Genomic DNA, 14,912 nt, shown 5'->3' with positions numbered 1-14,912 from the left:
AGGAACGACATGGCCGAGATCGACTACTGCCGCGAGGGCGCTATCGCCCGCATCACGCTCAACCGCCCCGAACGCAAGAATGCGCTGGCGGGCGAGATGCGCGTGGAGCTGCGCCACGCCTTTGACCGCGCCAATGAGGAGGACGAGGTGCGCGTGGTGGTGCTGGACGCCAAGGGCGAGACCTTTTGCGCCGGGGCCGATGTGGACAAGATTCAAAAGCGCGACCCGAAGGGCTCGCGCAATAACCTGCAATGGAACGGGCACCGGCTGATCCGGGCGATTTACAACACAGAGAAGCCGGTGATCGCCTCGGTGCAGGGGGCTTGCGTGGGGCTGGGGCTTTCGATGGCGATGGCCGCCGACTTCATCATCGCCGCAGAGGATGCCCGCTTTTCGGCCATTTTCGCGCGGCGCGGGCTGGCACCGGACACGGGGGCGGTTTTCTTCCTGACCCGGCTGCTGGGGCAGGCGAAGGCGCGTGAGCTGGTCTATTCCACCCGCTTTGTCGGCGCGCCGGAAGCGGAGGGGTTGGGCATGGTCAACCGGGTTGTGCCCGCCGCCGAGCTGGCAGAGGCCACGCGCGCCTTTGCGGAGGAATACACCGAGGCACCCACCTATGCGATCGCCATGGCCAAGAAGATGTTTCAGATGGCGCAGAGCCCGAGCCTTGACCAGTTTCTTGAGCTCGAAGCGCTCACCCAGCCGGGCGTGCACCAGACCCATGACTTCAACGAAGGGGTGAGTGCCTTTCGTGAGAAGCGGGAGGCTAAGTTTACCGGGCGGTGATCCGCCTGCCCCGAGCCCGGATGAGCGAGGGGCGGTGCGCCGCGCTGGCCGGTTTCGCCTATCCGACCTGTGGATCGAAGCGGCCTGGCCCAGGCCTCAACGCGTGGGGATCACCAGCGCGTCTGCCCCGATGCAGCCCTCGGGCAGCACGATCAGCGGGTTGATCTCGGCCCCTTCCAGCCCTTCCCCTTGGGCGGCGGCGAAGCGGGAGAGGGTGACGATGGCCTCTGCCAGCGCGCCAATGTCGGCCTTTTCGGCCCCGCGTGCGCCGTCGAGCAGGGCAAAGCCCTTAAGGCTGCGGATCATCCCTAGGGCCTCATCGCGGGCCACCGGTGCGGGGCGCATCGCGGTGTCTTTCAGCACCTCGGTGTAGATGCCGCCGAGCCCGACCATCACCATCGGGCCGAAGGTGGCATCGCGGTGGGTGCCGAGGATGCATTGGACGCCGCCCGATACCATCTCGTTGACGCTGACGCCGAGGATCTCTGCCTTTGGTGCGGCGGCGCGGGCGGAGGCCATGATGGCTTCGTAGGCGTCACGCACCGCATCGGCATCGGCAAGGCCGACCTTGACCCCGCCCACCTCGGATTTGTGGGCAATGTCGGGCGAGCGGACCTTCAGCACCACCGGGTAGCCGATGGACCCGGCAAGGTGCACCGCCTCCTCGGCGCTCTGTGCCGTTGCGCAGCGGGCAAAGCGCAGGCCCGCCCCGGCGAGAAGCTCTGCCGAGGTCACCTCGTCGGGCCGTGGCGGCAGGGCAACGGGCGGCGGCAGCGCCTTACCCGCCGCAGGCGGGGTGCGCAGAACCTCACCGAGCCGCGCCGCGCCCGCGAAGGCGGCGACGCAGGATTCGGGGTTTTCGTAGACGAGGAAACCGGTGGCTTCGAAGGCTTTGGCGTTTTCGGGGGTGGATTGGGTGCAGATGGCGAAGAGCGTTTTGGGGTAGGCCTGCACCAGCTTTGTCAGCCCTTCGGCCATGATCTTGGGGTCACGGGTGTTGAGCCCGGCGTTGCCGACGAAGAGCATGACCAAGCCATAGGACTCGCTCGCCAGCATTTGCGCGACGGCATCCATGAAGAGCGTCCGGTCGCCAATGGTGGCGGCCGTGGTGTCGAGCGGGTTGCGCCCCACGGCCAGCGGCAGGCTTTTGCGGATTGTGTCGAAGGCCGCCGCGCTCATGGGCGGCAAGTCCATACCCTGTTCGATGGCTGAATCTGTCGACATTACGCCGATGCCGCCGGAGACGGTGATGATGGCGAGGTTGCGATCTGGCGGGAGCACGCCGTTGGCGCAGGTGTAGGTGAGCTCCACCAGCTCGGAGAGCGAGCGGCAGAGGTGCGCGCCTGCCGCCGAGAGCGCCGCGTCGAACACCGCCGCAGAGCCTGCCATGGCCCCGGTGTGGCTGGCGGCCACGTGCTGCCCGGCCTCGGTGCGCCCGGCTTTCAGCACGATCACCGGCTTGCCCGCCGCGCGCGCCACCTCGAGCGCCCGGATCAGCCCGGGCCCGTCGCGGCAGGTTTCGAGGTAGACCACCAGCACATCGGTGTCGGGGTCGCGGGCCATCCATTCGAGGCATTCCGAGGCCTCGACATCGGCCTCGTTGCCGGTGGCCACGAATTTGGAGATGTTCACGCCGCGTGTGAAGATCAGGTTCTGGATATAGCTGCCCACCGCGCCGCTCTGGCTGACCACGCCGACCCGGCCGATCTGCGGGATGCCCCTGTCGAGGGCGGAGGAGAAGGTGGCGAAGATCCTGTCGTTGGTGTTGAAGAGGCCCATCGCGTTGGGGCCGAGCAGACGCGCGCCGCCTGCGCGGATGCGCTCGACCAGCGCGGCCTGCGCCGCCGCCCCCGCCTCGCCCGCCTCGGCAAACCCGGCCGAGAACATCACGAAGCTGCGGACCCCGGCGGCGAGCCCGTCTTCCACCGCCGCCTCCACCCGGCTGGCGGGCACCGCGAGGATCACCTGATCGACCTGCTGCGGGATCGCGCTGATGGAGGCGTAGGCCTTGATGCCCTGCACCCTGTCGCGCGTTGGGTTGACCGGGAAGAGCTGCACCGCCGAGCCCGCTTCGGCCATGTAGCGCAGGGGGCGACCGCCGATCTTGTAGGGATCGTCCGAGGCACCCACGAGGGCGATGGCGCGCGGCTTGAACATGGCGTCGAGGCCGGAGGTGACCTCCGCGCGAGGAGGCGTGATAGGGGCGGTCATGCGGCCTGGTCCTTTTTGTCGGTGCCTGTCAGCACCCGCCCGATCCGGGCATAGGCGCGGCGCAGCTCGGCGGAGGTGCCGAGCCACGGCACCAGCGCGAGCACGCGTTTGATATGGGGGGCGAGCGGGCTTTCATCGGTGATGCCCAGCGCGCCGAACATCTGGATTGCGCCCTTGGCCGTGGCCATTGCGGCATCGTTCACCCGCGTCTTGGCCCGGAAGGCCGCGCGATCAAGATCATTGGGGGCAAGGCCGTGGGCGGCGCGAGACAGGGCGGCGTCGAGCACCGCGCGGCCTTGCAGAGCGGCGCTGTAGAGATCCACCGCCTTGTGCTGCAGGGCCTGAAAATGCCCGAGGCTCTGGCCAAATTGCTGCCGTGTCCGCAGGTGCTCCAGCGTGAGCTCCTGCATGGCCTCGGCGTGGGCGAGCAGTTCGGCGGCGACCACCAGCCGCCCCTCGGCCAGCACCTGCCGGAGCGCCGCCGACACAGCGGGGCCCTCGGCAAGCTGCTCTGCCGTCATGCCCTCCAGCGAGAGCGTTTCCAGCGTGCAGCCATCAACACGAGACCGCCGCGCCGTGGTGCCCGGCACCGCATGGAGCACATCGCCTGCCACCACGAGATGCACCGGCGCGGGCGGCACGTGGAGCAGCGTGCCGCTCAAGTGCCTCCCCTCGCTGCGCAGCTTGCCCAGCGCGAGAGACACCAACTGCCCCTCGGAGGCCAGCGCCTGCGCCGAGGGGCTTTGTGGTGCCACAAGCGCCAGAAGGCGGGCGGCCATGTAGGTGGCGGCGACCGGCTCTGCGCGGCAAGCCCGGGCCAGCCCGCCGACGATCAGCGCCGCCGCGTCCACGCCGAAGCCGAGGCCCCCGGCCTCTTCGGGCAGGGCGCAGTGCAGCCAGCCCTGCGCGTGAAGTTCGGCGACAGGGTTTGCTGCCTCTGGCGTTTTCACATGGCTCGCAACGCTGTCGGCGATCATCCGGGCGGTATCGGCATCGAGCGTGGTCATTGCGCGGCCTCCTTGCCCAGCCCCAGCACCCGCCGGGCGAGGATGTTGCGGTGTATCTCGTTTGCGCCCGAAAAGATGGCCGGCGCGCGGCTTTCGAACCACGTGAAGGCCGGGGCGGGCTGGCCCGGCACGGGGGCCACCTCTGCGACGCCGCCCTGCCCTGCCGCCTCCAGAGTCCATTCGCTGATCCGCTGGAAGGCCTCGGTGGCGGTGATCTTCAGCGCCGAGACCTCGGTGCCGACATGGCCCTCGGTGCTGACGAGATCGGCAAAGCTGCGATAGAGATCCTGCCCGTCGAGCACATCGAACTCGGCCCGCACCAGCCGGTCTTGCCAGAGCCCGTCTTCTGCCAGCCCCGCAGCCTCGACCACAGCCTCCAGCTCGGCCAGTGCCTTGCGCGCCCGGCGCGGCGATCCGGCCCAGATCCGCTCGAAGCCAAGGAGCGAGCGCGCGACCTTCCAGCCGTCATCCACGGCCCCGAGAATGCAATCGGTGGCGACTGTCACCTCGTCGAAGAACACTTCGCAGAAATCATCTTCGCCGCCGAGGTTGCGGATCGGGCGCACGGTGATGCCGGGGGTGACCATGTTGACGAGGACGAAGGTGATGCCGTGCTGCTTGGGGCCATCCGAAGCGGTGCGCAGGAGGCAGAAGCAATGGGTGGCGTGATGGGCTGATGTTGTCCAGATCTTCTGGCCGGTGATGGTGATTGTATCGCCCTCGATCCGCCCGGCGCAGCGCAGTGCGGCAAGGTCTGACCCGGCGCCCGGCTCGGAGTAGCCTTGGCACCAGATCTGCTCGCCCGCCGCGATCTTGGGCAGATACTCTGCCTTCTGCGCCTCGGTTCCGAAGGCGATGATCGCCGGGCCGAGATTGCGCACGCCGCTGTCATGCAGCCAAGGTGTGCCGGCGGCTTCCATCTCTTCGATGAACAGGAGGTGGCGCTCCGGGGTTAGCGCCATGCCGCCCAGTTCGGCGGGCCAGCCCGGGGCGATCATCCCCGCCGCGTGGAGCGCCTTGTACCACGGCATGGTGACGGCGGGCGGCTGGCGCAGGCGCAAGTGGCGCAGCGCCTCGGGGCAACGCTCGGCGATGAACGCCCGCAGGTGGGCGCGAAATGCCTCCTCCGGCATGGCGTTCCAGTCGGGGTTCATGCGGGCACCCTGTAATCGGGGTCGGGGTGCCCTGCGCCGGTGAGGCAACGCCCGGCGTCGAGCACCGTGACGTTGCGCGCCTCTACCCGGGCGCGAAAGCGGCAGAGCCCCGTCTCGCGCCAGATTTCGAAGCGCACCGTCTCTCCCGGAAACACCGGGCGCGAGAAGCGGGCCTCGACGGAGCGCAGCTGGGTTTCGTCATAGTCCAGCACGCCTTCAAGCATTGCGCGCGCCGCGAGGCCCCAGGTGCAGAGGCCGTGCAGAATGGGGCGATCAAAGCCCGCCTTCGCGGCATGGGCCGGGTCGATGTGCAGCGGGTTGCGATCGTTGTTGAGCCGGTAGAGCACCGCCGCCTCGGGGCGGGTTTGGATGTTGACCACCACGTCGGGCGCGCGCTCGGGCAGCTTTTCGGCCTTGGGGGCGGTTCCGAACTCACGCCCGAAGCCACCATCGGCGCGGCAGAAGCTGCTGTGCAGGATACTTGCCACCGGGGCGCCGCTGGCGCGGTCATACATGGTGCGGGCCGCGTGGATCAGTGCGCCCTTTTCGCCCTTGTCCTGCACCGCCTGCACCCGCGCCCGGGCCACGAGATCGCCGGTGGGGGCGAGCGGCTGATGCAGGAAGACCCGCTGCTCGCCATGCACCGTCTTGTGCAGCGTCACCCCCAGCTCGGGCGCGGCCGTCCAGCGGCCGGGGTGGCAGAGTATGGCGGCGAAGGTGGGCACGGCTGCCAGCTCTTTTTCATAGACGAAGCGAAGCTGGTTTGCGTTGAGAGGATCCTGCCCGAAGCCGAGGGTGGCGGCATAGAGCATGGTTTCATCAGCGCCGTAGCTCTGCGCCAGCGGCGGAAACGTCCAGGCTTCGAGGGCGTCGACGTTCAGCATTGGCTCAGATCGCCTCCCAGGGAAACACGTCTTTGGTGCGCTCTGCCGGGGTGAAATTTGCCTTCAGCGCGGCGGGGAGCGTTTCTGCCAGTTTTTCGACCGTCCAGCCATCGGCCCGGTGCAGGGTGCGCACGGGGCGGGGCTGGTTGTAGAGGTAGACCTCGTTACCGCGTGCGCCGAAGATCTGGCCTGTCACCTCATTTGCACCATGCGAGCAGAGGAAGGCCGCGAGCGGGGCGATCTGGTCGGGGCTGGTGGTGCGGCGGCGCTTTTCCCGCTCTTCCTCCGAGCGGCCCGGGACGCTTTCGATCATCCGCGAGAAGGCGTGGGGCGCGATGCAGTTGGAGCGCACGTTGAAGCGGGCCATGTCGAGCGAGATGCCTCGGGAAAGGCCGACGATGCCCATTTTGGCGGCGGCATAATTGGCCTGCCCGACGGAGCCGATCAGGGCGGCGGTTGAGGTCATAAACACCAACGCGCCGCTTTGCTGCGCCCGGAAGTGGGGCGCACAGGCGGAGGCGATGTTGAAGGCCCCGAAGAGATGCACGCGCAGAACGCGCTCAAAATCTTCGGGCTGCATCTTGTGGAAGATCGAGTCGCGCAGGATGCCGGCGCTGTGGATCGCGCCGTCGATGCGCCCGAATGTATCGAGCGCCGCGCCCACGATCCGGCCTGCGCCGTCATGCTCGGCAACGCTGTCGCCACAGGCCACGGCGCGGCCCCCGGCGGCTTCGATCTCGGCCACGACCTCTTGCGCGGGAGAGGCATCGAGCCCTTCGCCGTCGAGCGTGGCGCCGATGTCGTTTACCACCACGGCTGCGCCTTCGGCGGCGAGGCAGAGGGCGATGCCCTTGCCGACCCCGCGCCCCGCGCCGGTGACCGCGATGACCTTGCCTTCGAGTTGCTTGCTCATGTGTTCTTCCGTTTCAGAGTGTCGCTTCGGTGCCCAGCACCAGTGTTGCCTGCGCGGCGAGAACGCCGCCGTTGCCGTGGGCGATTGCCGTTTCTGCGCCTGCCACCTGCCGAGCGCCGCAGGTACCGCGCAGCTGCCGGGTTGCCTCGATCATCAGGAACAGGCCGAACATGCCGGGGTGACAATAGGACAGCCCGCCGCCCGAGGTGTTGACCGGCAGCCGCCCGCCCGGCGCGATGCCGCCCTGCCGCACGAAGGCCCCGCCCTCGCCCTTGGGACAAAACCCGAGGTCTTCAAGAAACAGCAGGGTGGTGATGGTGAAGGCGTCGTAGAGTTGGGCCACGTCGATGTCTTTTGCGGCCAGTCCGGCCATTGCATAGGCCTGATCGCCGGATGCCTTGGCCCCGGTGACCGTAAGGTCTGGCATGTTGGTGATTGCGTGATGCTGCTGCGCCTCGCCGTGGCCGAGCAGGTAGACCGGCTTTTGCTTCATCGCCTTTGCCCGGTCTGCCCGCACCATCACCACCGCGCCGCCGCCATCGGTGACGAGGCAGCAATCGCGCACGGTGAGGGGGGTGGAGATCATCTTGGACTCGAGGACATCCTGCACCGTCAGGTCGCGCTGGTCGAAGGCGGCGGGGTTGAGCTTGGCCCAGCTGCGCGCGGCAACAGCGATCTCGGCGAGATCCTCCCGGCGGGTGCCATAGTCGGCCATATGCTTGCTGGCGGCCAGCGCGTAGCCGGTGATCGGCAGGCGCGGGCGGAAGGGCGCGTCATAGTCGTTCAGGTCGCGCTGGGGCGTGAACTTGCCGCGCTGGCTGCGCTGGGTGGACCCATAGGCGATGACCGCGACGTCGCAGGCCCCGGCCTCCAGCGCCAGCGCCGCATGGGCCGCGAGCGCCTCGAAGGACGACCCGCCGGTGAAGCTGCTGTCCATGTAGCGCGGCGCAATGCCGAGGTATTCGCACAGGGAGATTGTCGGCATTCGGAGTTGGCTTGCGGCGAGGAACAGCCCATCGACATCGCCCAGCGTGAGCCCGGCGTCATCGAGTGCCCGCAGGATGCCCTGCGCCATCAGATCCTGCGGGGTCACCCCTTCGGCCACCTTGCCGAGATCGCTCTCGGCCACGCCGACGATGGCCGTGCCGCCCCGTGTCGTTCCGCTCATTGCATGCCCTCCAGATCGAACACCGGGACCGGCGGCTCTTCGCCTTCGCCCGGGACGAAGCGCAGCACCACGCGGCGGCCGATCTCGGACGGATCGCCCTGTGCGCCCTCGACCCGGCTCATCATCCGAAAGCCCTCGTCCATGTCGATCAGCGCCACCGTGTAGGGCGCGCCCTTTACCGGGTGGGTCAGCGTGATGGCGTGGATCACCCCGCGGCCCGCGCTGACGCGCCATTCCAGCGGCGCACGGCCGCCGAAGGGGCAGACCACGCGCGGCTGCCAGACGGCGCGGCCTGCATCCGGGCTCCACTGATAGGCCAATTGGCCTTCGCGGGCATGGGCCACCCAGGCCGCGCGGGGGGATTGCTCCATCTCGTTCATTCGTCCTCCGATAGCCGCATCAGCACGCGCTGCGACGGGCTATTCCCTTTGGCGCGATCATCGCTGTGCGCGCCTGCCCTCACAACTCGGAAACCGTCACCGTGACATAATCAGCGGTTAGCCTAACTGCCGCTGAAGGAACCTGATCAGCGCCGTATTGAAGCCCTCGGGGTTTTCGATGTTTACCGCGTGGCCACCGTCGATGTCGGAAATGTCCATCCCTGGCCAAGCGGCGGCGAGCTCATCGCGGCAGGGCTGAAAGGCGCGCTCGTGCCGCCCGTTGATCAGCAGCGTGGGCACTTTTGGCTGCGCATCGCGCCCGTAGAGCGAGAGGGCTGGCGCGGTTTCACCGATGAGGCGCAGGTAGGTTTCGATCTCGATCGCGTCGGCCTCTGTTGAGAGCACCGTTTTGATCGGCTCGGGGAATCGCTTGGCATGGCGGGGGTGGAACACTTCGCGCCGCATGGCTTGGCGCCCACCGGCCCGGATGCGTTCGATCCGCCCTTTGCGCAGCACGGTCTCTTCCGGCCCGTAGGCGTTGCGGAAGGTGGTGCGGGAGTTGGTGAACGCCTGCGCCGCGACGCGATCGGGATGGGCCAGAGCGTAGTGCAGCGTCACGCCCGCCCCGAAGCTCTGGCCGCAGAGGCTCCAGCGCTCCACGCCGAGGGCGTCGCGGATACGCTCCAGCTCTGCCACCAGCGCGCTCGGCGCGGCATCGGCCCCCTCGGAAAGTGGCGGCGAGGCGCCGTGGCCGGGTAGATCGACCAGAACGAGCGGGAATTGCTCTGCCAGTGCGGCGCGGTTCAGATCCCACATCCGGCGGCTGGCGAACATGCCGTGGAGCAGGAGCAGCGGCACGGATTTGTGCGGGTCTCCGACCAGTTCATGAAACATGCGCGGCATCTGCGCCCCCTTTGCAGCTTTGCCGCACCCTAGGGCGATGTTGGCCCGGGTTTAACCTCGCAGGAAGTCATGCAACGCAAACCTGCGGTCAGCCCTCTTCCGCGCCGGAGGTTGCCCTTTTTTTCTTGAAGAAGGCGCGGGGCTCTCCCGAGGCATCCAGCAACCAGTCGATGAAATGCTTGGTCTTTGTCGAGACCGATTTCATCGTTGGCCAGATCACGTGGAAGGCCGCCCCGGTGGTGACCGGCTTGCCGAAGGGGCGGATCAGCTTGCCCGCTTCCAACTCCTTGGCGAGCAGGTCCACCTGCCCCAGCGCCAGCCCGAAGCCATGCGCCGCGGCCTGATAGACCAGCAGCGAGCTGTCGAACTCCTGCCCGCTGAGGCCGCTCAGGTCCGTCTCCGACTGCGCTGACCAGATCTCCCACTCCTTGCGCCGGTATTTGGCGTGCAGAAGCTCGGCGCCCGCGCGCTCAGCCTCGCTGGCCAACCCGCCGTGCGCCTCGGCGTAGGCGGGGCTGCACACGACATCCACCGTCTCGTCGAAGAGCTTGCGGCTCTTGGCATCGCGCCATGTGCCGTGCCCGAGCTGGATTGCAACGTCGAGGTGGGTGCCGCGAAAATCCAGCGGCTCTACCGTGGTATCCAGCCGGAAGCGATATTCGGGGTAGAGCGCCTGAAACTCCCCGAGACGGGGCAGAAGCCAGTGCTGGGCGAAGGTCGGGTAGATCCTCAGCTTGATCGTGTTTTCGCTTTCTTCGGAGAGGACGCCGTGGGTTGCCCGCTCCAGCTCTTCAAAAAGCACGCTGACCTCGGCGCCCAGCGTGCGGCCCACGTCGGTGAGCTTGACCGACCGGGCCCCTCGCACGAAGAGTTTTACCCCGAGGTAATCCTCCAGCGTCGAGATTTGCCGACTGATGGCAACCTGACTCACGCCCATGTATTGTGCGGCGGAGGTGAAGGTTTTGTGCTGCGAGGCCACCGCAAAAGCCCTCAACGGATTGAGCGGCAGGTCTCGGTATCGGCGATCCATAAGCGGAGGTTTCCCTTGTCCGACCTCAATGGCGGTATTGTCCCTGAATGGGATGTTTAGACTGCTGCAAAGAAGATGTGAATTGGATGCCCGCCCGATGGATTTTAACCTGACCGACGAACAGCAGATGTTTTATGACACGGTGCGCCGTTTTGCCGAGGCCGAGCTGGCCGAGGGTGCGGCGGCGCGGGCGAATGCCGAGAGCTATCCTTGGGATGTGGCCGCGCGGTTTGCCGAGATGGGCTTGCTGGGCATCACGATTCCGGAAGAGGACGGGGGCATTGGGGGCGGGCTTGTGAACGCCATCCTTGCGATTCAGGCCGTCGCCGAGGTTTGCCCGCGTTCGGGAGACGTGATTCAGGCTGCCAACTTCGGCCCTGTCCGCACCTTCGCCGAATTCGCCACGGCGGAGCAGAAAGAGCGCTACCTTGGCAAGATTCTCGCCGGGAAGGCGCTGATTTCGCTCGGGATGACCGAGCCGGAGGCTGGCTCTGCGGTGACTGACCTGCGCACCTCCGCCACGCCGGACGGCAGCGGCTTTCGGGTGAACGGCACCAAGATTTTTGGCACCCACTCGTCGGAGGCGGAGGTGTTTTTGGTTTATCTGCGCTACGGGCCGGGCGTGGGTGGCATTGGCTCGGTGCTGATTGCGCGGGACACGCCCGGCTTTACCGTCGGCAAGCCCTCCACCTTCATGAATGGCGAGACGTGGTCGCAGCTTTACTTCGACAATGTTTACGTTCCGCAGGAGGACGTGCTGCTTGGGCCGGGGGGCTTCAAGAAACAGATTGCCGGGTTCAACGTGGAGCGGCTTGGCAACTCTGCCCGGGCCCTTGCGGTGGGGCGGCATGCCTTCAACCTTGCCCGCGACCACGCCGCCCAGCGCCAGCAATTTGGCCGCGCGCTTTGCGAGTTTCAGGGCTTGCAGTGGAAGTTCTCGGAGATGGCGGTGAAGCTGGAGGCCGCGAACCTGCTCTTGATGCGCGCCGCCGTGAACGGCGAGCGGGGCCTTCCCTCGGCGCAGGAAACCGCCATTGCCAAGCTCGCCTGCAACGAGGCCGGATTTTTTGCCGCAAACGAGGCGGTGCAGATCCTTGGGGGCCTCGGGTTTTCGGAGGAGAGCACCGCGCAATACGCGCTGCGCCGCACGCGCGGCTGGATGATCGCGGGGGGCTCTATCGAGATTTTGAAGAACCGGATTGCCGAGGGCATCTTTGATCGCCGTTTCTCGCAACGCGCGCCCAACGTTGTCGCCGCCGAGTGATGGCCCGAGCATGTTGAGCAGACCTGAAGCGGAGCTTTTGAAAGCCCTCACCGCACCTCGTGCGGTGGCGCTCGTTGGGGCCTCGTCCAACCCCAAGAAGCTCACGGCCCGCCCGTTGACCTTTTTGCGGCAGCACGGGTTTGGCGGGCGCATCCTGCCGGTGAACCCCGGCAGCGCCGAGGTGATGGGCCTGCCTGCCGCCGCCTCGGTTGCCGAGATCGCGGAGCCTGTTGACCACGCCTATATCCTGCTTGACGCCGAGCCTGCGCTGACCGCGCTTGAGCACTGCGCCGAAAAGGGCATTGCCGTTGTTTCGATGCTGGCTGATGGGTTTGCCGAGGCTGGCCCGGAGGGCGTGGCCCGCCAGCAGCGGGCCACGGCCATCGCCCGAGATGCGGGCATTCTGCTGATCGGCCCCAACTCTACCGGTGTGGTTTCCACCGCCTCCGGGTTTGTCTGCACCACCAACGCCGCTTTCGCCGCGCCCTCGATCATCCGTGGCCACACGGCTGTGCTGTCGCAGAGCGGCAGCGTGATCGGCACGCTCCTGTCGCGTGGGCAGGAGCGGGGGCACGGGTTTTCGACCCTCGTTTCGCTTGGCAACGAAGCCTGCTGCGGTGTGGGCACGCTGGGGCAGCTGCTGCTGGACGACCCGGAGACCCATGCCTTTCAGCTCTTCCTTGAGACCATCCGCGATGCGGAGGCACTGGCGGCTTTTGCACGCGGCGCGCGGGCGCGGGGGAAACCGGTTGTTGCCTATATGATTGGCGCATCCGAGGAGGGCCGCGCGCTTGCCGTCTCTCACACCGGGGCGATGACGGGCGGGCGCGAAGCGGTTTCGGCCTTTTTGCGCGAGATCGGGATTCACGAGGCGGAGCAGTTTGACACGCTCATCGAGGCCCCGCGTGCGCTCGCCCGGGCACCGCTGCCCGAGGGGCGCCCGCGCCGGGCCACGGTGATTTCGACCACTGGTGGCGGCGGCGCGATGGTGATTGACCAACTGGCCGCGCGCGGGGTTGAGATTGCCGGTTTGAGCGAGGCCGCCCGCGCGGAGCTTTCGGCGCGGGGCATCCCGCTGGGCCACGGCAAGCTGGTTGATGTGACGCTGGCGGGCACGAAATATGACACCATGCGCGCGGTGGTGGACCGCCTGATGTACGACCCGGACACCGGTGTGATCGTCGTCGCTGTCGGCTCCTCGGCGCAGTTCAACCCCGAATTGGCGGTGGCCCCCATTGTCGATGCGGTGCGCGAGGCGCCCGAAGGCGCCGCCCCCGTGGTGGGCTTTCCGCTGCCCCATGCGCCGGAGGGCCTTGCCCTGCTGGACGCGGCGGGCATCCCTGCCTTCTGCAACCTCGAAACCTGCGCCGAAACCGTTGCCCTGTTGCTGAAGGATAGGCCCCCTGCCCTTGCCCCGGCCCCCGCCTCTGCCGCCCCCCTGCCGGAGGCCGCCGCGCAACAGCTCACCGACTTGCCAACCGGGCTACAGTCGGAGGCGACAGCGGGGGCGCTCTTTGAGGCGTTGGGGCTTGCCCGCCCCGGCACCCTGCTGCTCGCGCCCGGCGCGCCGCTGCCGAGCCCTCTTGGGCTGGCCTTTCCGCTGGTTGCCAAGCTCGTTTCACCCGATCTGCCGCACAAATCGGAGGCGGGGGCCGTGGTGCTGGGGATCGAGAGCGAGCAAGCCCTCGCCGCGGCCATCAGCCAGATGCAAGCCTCCGCCGAGGCCCATGCGCCGGGCTACCGGCTTGACGCCGTGCTGGTGCAGGAAATGCACCCCGGGCTTGGCGAGGCGATCATCGGCCTCACGCGTGACCCGCTGGTCGGCCCCGTCGTTACGGTGGGCGCGGGCGGTGTGCTGGCGGAGGTTTACCGCGATGCCGCAACGCGCCCTGCCCCCGTTTCCCTTGAGGCGGCCCGCGAGATGGTTGCTGCCATCAAGGGCTTTGCGCCGCTGCGCGGCTATCGAGGCCATGCGCCGGGCGATCTTGAAGCCCTTGCGCAGGCCGTTGCCGCATTTTCGCGCCTTGCACTGCATCCGCGCGTTGAGGAGGCCGAGGTGAACCCGGTTGCGATCTTTGCGCCGGGATCGGGTGTGTTGATGCTTGATGCGCTGATCCGCCTCGGGGAGGACGCGCCCACGTGAGTTACCTGCCTGCGCTCGCCTGCCTTTACGCGGCATCTGGCATGGCGGGCCTGATCTTTAGCCTGCTGGGCCTGCCGCTGCCTTGGATGATCGGCCCGCTCGTTGCCTCCGGCCTGATCACCGCGACCGGCACCTTGGCTGTGCGCGTTCCGGTCCAGACGCGCCCCTTTGGGCAGATCACCGTGGCCACCTTTGTTGGGGCGCACTTCACCCCGGCGGCGTTTCAATCACTGCTGCAAACCGCGCCGCTGCTCATTTTTGTCAGCCTCTATACTGTGGCAATTTCTGTGCTGGTGAGCCTTGTTCAGCGGCGGCTTTACGGCACCGACGGCGTTACGGCCTTTTTGTCGGTGGTGCCCACCTCGCCGGTTGAGGCGGGTGTGCTGGCCGAGCACCACGGGGTTGCGCCTGCGCCGGTGATCTTTGCCCAGACCATGCGGATTGCGCTTGTTGTCACCCTCTTCCCGATGATGCTCTACCTCGTGGGCGACAGCTCGGTGGCCCTGCCACCGCCGGAGGTGCATCACGGGATTGTCGCCTTCTGCGTGACCCTCGCCGGGGCTATTGCCGGGCCGGTTCTGTTCAAGCTGCTGCGGCTGGCCAACCCCTTCTTCCTCGGTCCGCTCTTCATGGCTGCCGCGCTCTCGGCGCTTGGGCAGCCGGCGTTTGACATTCCTCAGCCTGTCCTTGGCCTTGCTCAAGTTGTGCTGGGCACGTGGCTTGGCTCCTGCTTTACCCGGCGCACCTTTACCGAGCGCAAGAGCCTTGTTAGCTCGGTGCTCGTCACTTCGGCGCTGCTGCTGGCGCTCTGCGCCTGCGGGGCCTGGCTGGCCAGCCGCGTTTTGGGCGCGGCCTTTCCCACCATGGTGCTCGGCTTTGCGCCGGGCGGCACCACCGAAATGGCGCTGACGGCGGGTATTCTTGGGCAGGACGTTGCCCTTGTGACGGCCATGCACCTTGCCCGCATCTTTGTCATCATGCCCAACCTGCAATGGCTTACCCGGCTGACCAGCCGCGCGGGCCGCAAGAACGACGCGCTTTGACGCGCCGCAACATCAACAGGAGACAC

Annotated in this window: 13 protein-coding genes; 4 read left to right on the top strand and 9 right to left on the bottom strand. The window is 67.4% G+C overall.

Translation table 11 applies throughout. The features are described 5' to 3' along the window. Positions 1-9 precede the first annotated feature (9 nt). On the top strand, positions 10-786 hold the full coding sequence (locus tag ACXAG6_RS06790) for an enoyl-CoA hydratase/isomerase family protein (RefSeq protein ID WP_475336337.1): 777 nt from the start codon (positions 10-12) through the stop codon (positions 784-786). Between the two features lie 96 nt (positions 787-882). Here ACXAG6_RS06790 and ACXAG6_RS06785 read toward each other — a convergent pair whose 3' ends face one another. The 9 genes from ACXAG6_RS06785 to ACXAG6_RS06745 form a co-directional block, all read right to left on the bottom strand. Beyond that, a complete protein-coding gene (locus ACXAG6_RS06785) occupies positions 883-2,997 on the bottom strand; it encodes an acetate--CoA ligase family protein (protein ID WP_475336334.1) in 2,115 nt (704 codons plus the stop codon). Then, positions 2,994-4,004 carry an acyl-CoA dehydrogenase family protein gene (locus ACXAG6_RS06780; RefSeq protein ID WP_475336332.1) on the bottom strand — a complete coding sequence of 337 codons (1,011 nt, stop codon included), beginning with the start codon at positions 4,002-4,004 and terminating at the stop codon, positions 2,994-2,996. The genes ACXAG6_RS06785 and ACXAG6_RS06780 overlap by 4 nt, the downstream gene beginning before the upstream one ends. Further along, positions 4,001-5,158, bottom strand: coding sequence for an acyl-CoA dehydrogenase family protein (locus ACXAG6_RS06775; protein ID WP_475336329.1), 1,158 nt, complete (start codon positions 5,156-5,158; stop codon positions 4,001-4,003). The genes ACXAG6_RS06780 and ACXAG6_RS06775 overlap by 4 nt, the downstream gene beginning before the upstream one ends. After that, positions 5,155-6,042, bottom strand: coding sequence for a MaoC family dehydratase (locus tag ACXAG6_RS06770; RefSeq protein WP_475336327.1), 888 nt, complete (start codon positions 6,040-6,042; stop codon positions 5,155-5,157). The genes ACXAG6_RS06775 and ACXAG6_RS06770 overlap by 4 nt, the downstream gene beginning before the upstream one ends. Before the next feature lie 4 nt (positions 6,043-6,046). Further along, on the bottom strand, positions 6,047-6,955 hold the full coding sequence (locus tag ACXAG6_RS06765) for an SDR family oxidoreductase (protein ID WP_475336325.1): 909 nt from the start codon (positions 6,953-6,955) through the stop codon (positions 6,047-6,049). Between the two features lie 13 nt (positions 6,956-6,968). Beyond that, positions 6,969-8,123, bottom strand: coding sequence for an acetyl-CoA acetyltransferase (locus ACXAG6_RS06760; protein ID WP_475336322.1), 1,155 nt, complete (start codon positions 8,121-8,123; stop codon positions 6,969-6,971). Then, positions 8,120-8,503: a Zn-ribbon domain-containing OB-fold protein gene (locus ACXAG6_RS06755; protein ID WP_475336320.1), complete on the bottom strand. Its 384-nt coding sequence runs from the start codon at positions 8,501-8,503 to the stop codon at positions 8,120-8,122. The genes ACXAG6_RS06760 and ACXAG6_RS06755 overlap by 4 nt, the downstream gene beginning before the upstream one ends. Before the next feature lie 117 nt (positions 8,504-8,620). Then, positions 8,621-9,406, bottom strand: a complete 786-nt coding sequence (locus ACXAG6_RS06750; RefSeq protein ID WP_475336318.1) for an alpha/beta fold hydrolase — start codon at positions 9,404-9,406, stop codon at positions 8,621-8,623. An 88-nt stretch (positions 9,407-9,494) separates the two neighbouring features. Further along, positions 9,495-10,436 (bottom strand): LysR substrate-binding domain-containing protein, encoded by a 942-nt coding sequence (locus ACXAG6_RS06745; RefSeq protein WP_475336315.1) that lies wholly within the window; start codon positions 10,434-10,436, stop codon positions 9,495-9,497. A 97-nt stretch (positions 10,437-10,533) separates the two neighbouring features. Here ACXAG6_RS06745 and ACXAG6_RS06740 point away from each other — a divergent pair, with 97 nt between their 5' ends. From ACXAG6_RS06740 to ACXAG6_RS06730, 3 genes are read left to right on the top strand one after another with little or no spacing between them, the layout of a single operon-like run. Then, positions 10,534-11,700, top strand: a complete 1,167-nt coding sequence (locus ACXAG6_RS06740) for an acyl-CoA dehydrogenase family protein (protein WP_475336313.1) — start codon at positions 10,534-10,536, stop codon at positions 11,698-11,700. A gap of 10 nt (positions 11,701-11,710) precedes the next feature. Further along, entirely contained in the window at positions 11,711-13,843 is a 2,133-nt protein-coding gene (locus ACXAG6_RS06735) for an acetate--CoA ligase family protein (RefSeq protein ID WP_475336311.1), read from the top strand. Then, positions 13,840-14,886, top strand: coding sequence for an AbrB family transcriptional regulator (locus ACXAG6_RS06730; protein WP_475336308.1), 1,047 nt, complete (start codon positions 13,840-13,842; stop codon positions 14,884-14,886). Before ACXAG6_RS06735 ends, ACXAG6_RS06730 begins: the two co-directional genes overlap by 4 nt. Positions 14,887-14,912 lie beyond the last annotated feature (26 nt).

It is taken from the genome of Vannielia sp. ABF1_015 (genome assembly GCF_056160745.1).
This window is presented reverse-complemented; position numbering and strand designations above follow the sequence as displayed.

What these genes read in the sequence shown, in the direction of transcription:
- ACXAG6_RS06790 (WP_475336337.1), top strand. Translation starts at nt 10, where the DNA reads ATGGCCGAGATCGACTACTGCCGCGAGGGCGCTATCGCCCGCATCACG.
- ACXAG6_RS06785 (WP_475336334.1), bottom strand. Translation starts at nt 2,997, where the DNA reads ATGACCGCCCCTATCACGCCTCCTCGCGCGGAGGTCACCTCCGGCCTC.
- ACXAG6_RS06780 (WP_475336332.1), bottom strand. Translation starts at nt 4,004, where the DNA reads ATGACCACGCTCGATGCCGATACCGCCCGGATGATCGCCGACAGCGTT.
- ACXAG6_RS06775 (WP_475336329.1), bottom strand. Translation starts at nt 5,158, where the DNA reads ATGAACCCCGACTGGAACGCCATGCCGGAGGAGGCATTTCGCGCCCAC.
- ACXAG6_RS06770 (WP_475336327.1), bottom strand. Translation starts at nt 6,042, where the DNA reads ATGCTGAACGTCGACGCCCTCGAAGCCTGGACGTTTCCGCCGCTGGCG.
- ACXAG6_RS06765 (WP_475336325.1), bottom strand. Translation starts at nt 6,955, where the DNA reads ATGAGCAAGCAACTCGAAGGCAAGGTCATCGCGGTCACCGGCGCGGGG.
- ACXAG6_RS06760 (WP_475336322.1), bottom strand. Translation starts at nt 8,123, where the DNA reads ATGAGCGGAACGACACGGGGCGGCACGGCCATCGTCGGCGTGGCCGAG.
- ACXAG6_RS06755 (WP_475336320.1), bottom strand. Translation starts at nt 8,503, where the DNA reads ATGAACGAGATGGAGCAATCCCCCCGCGCGGCCTGGGTGGCCCATGCC.
- ACXAG6_RS06750 (WP_475336318.1), bottom strand. Translation starts at nt 9,406, where the DNA reads ATGCCGCGCATGTTTCATGAACTGGTCGGAGACCCGCACAAATCCGTG.
- ACXAG6_RS06745 (WP_475336315.1), bottom strand. Translation starts at nt 10,436, where the DNA reads ATGGATCGCCGATACCGAGACCTGCCGCTCAATCCGTTGAGGGCTTTT.
- ACXAG6_RS06740 (WP_475336313.1), top strand. Translation starts at nt 10,534, where the DNA reads ATGGATTTTAACCTGACCGACGAACAGCAGATGTTTTATGACACGGTG.
- ACXAG6_RS06735 (WP_475336311.1), top strand. Translation starts at nt 11,711, where the DNA reads ATGTTGAGCAGACCTGAAGCGGAGCTTTTGAAAGCCCTCACCGCACCT.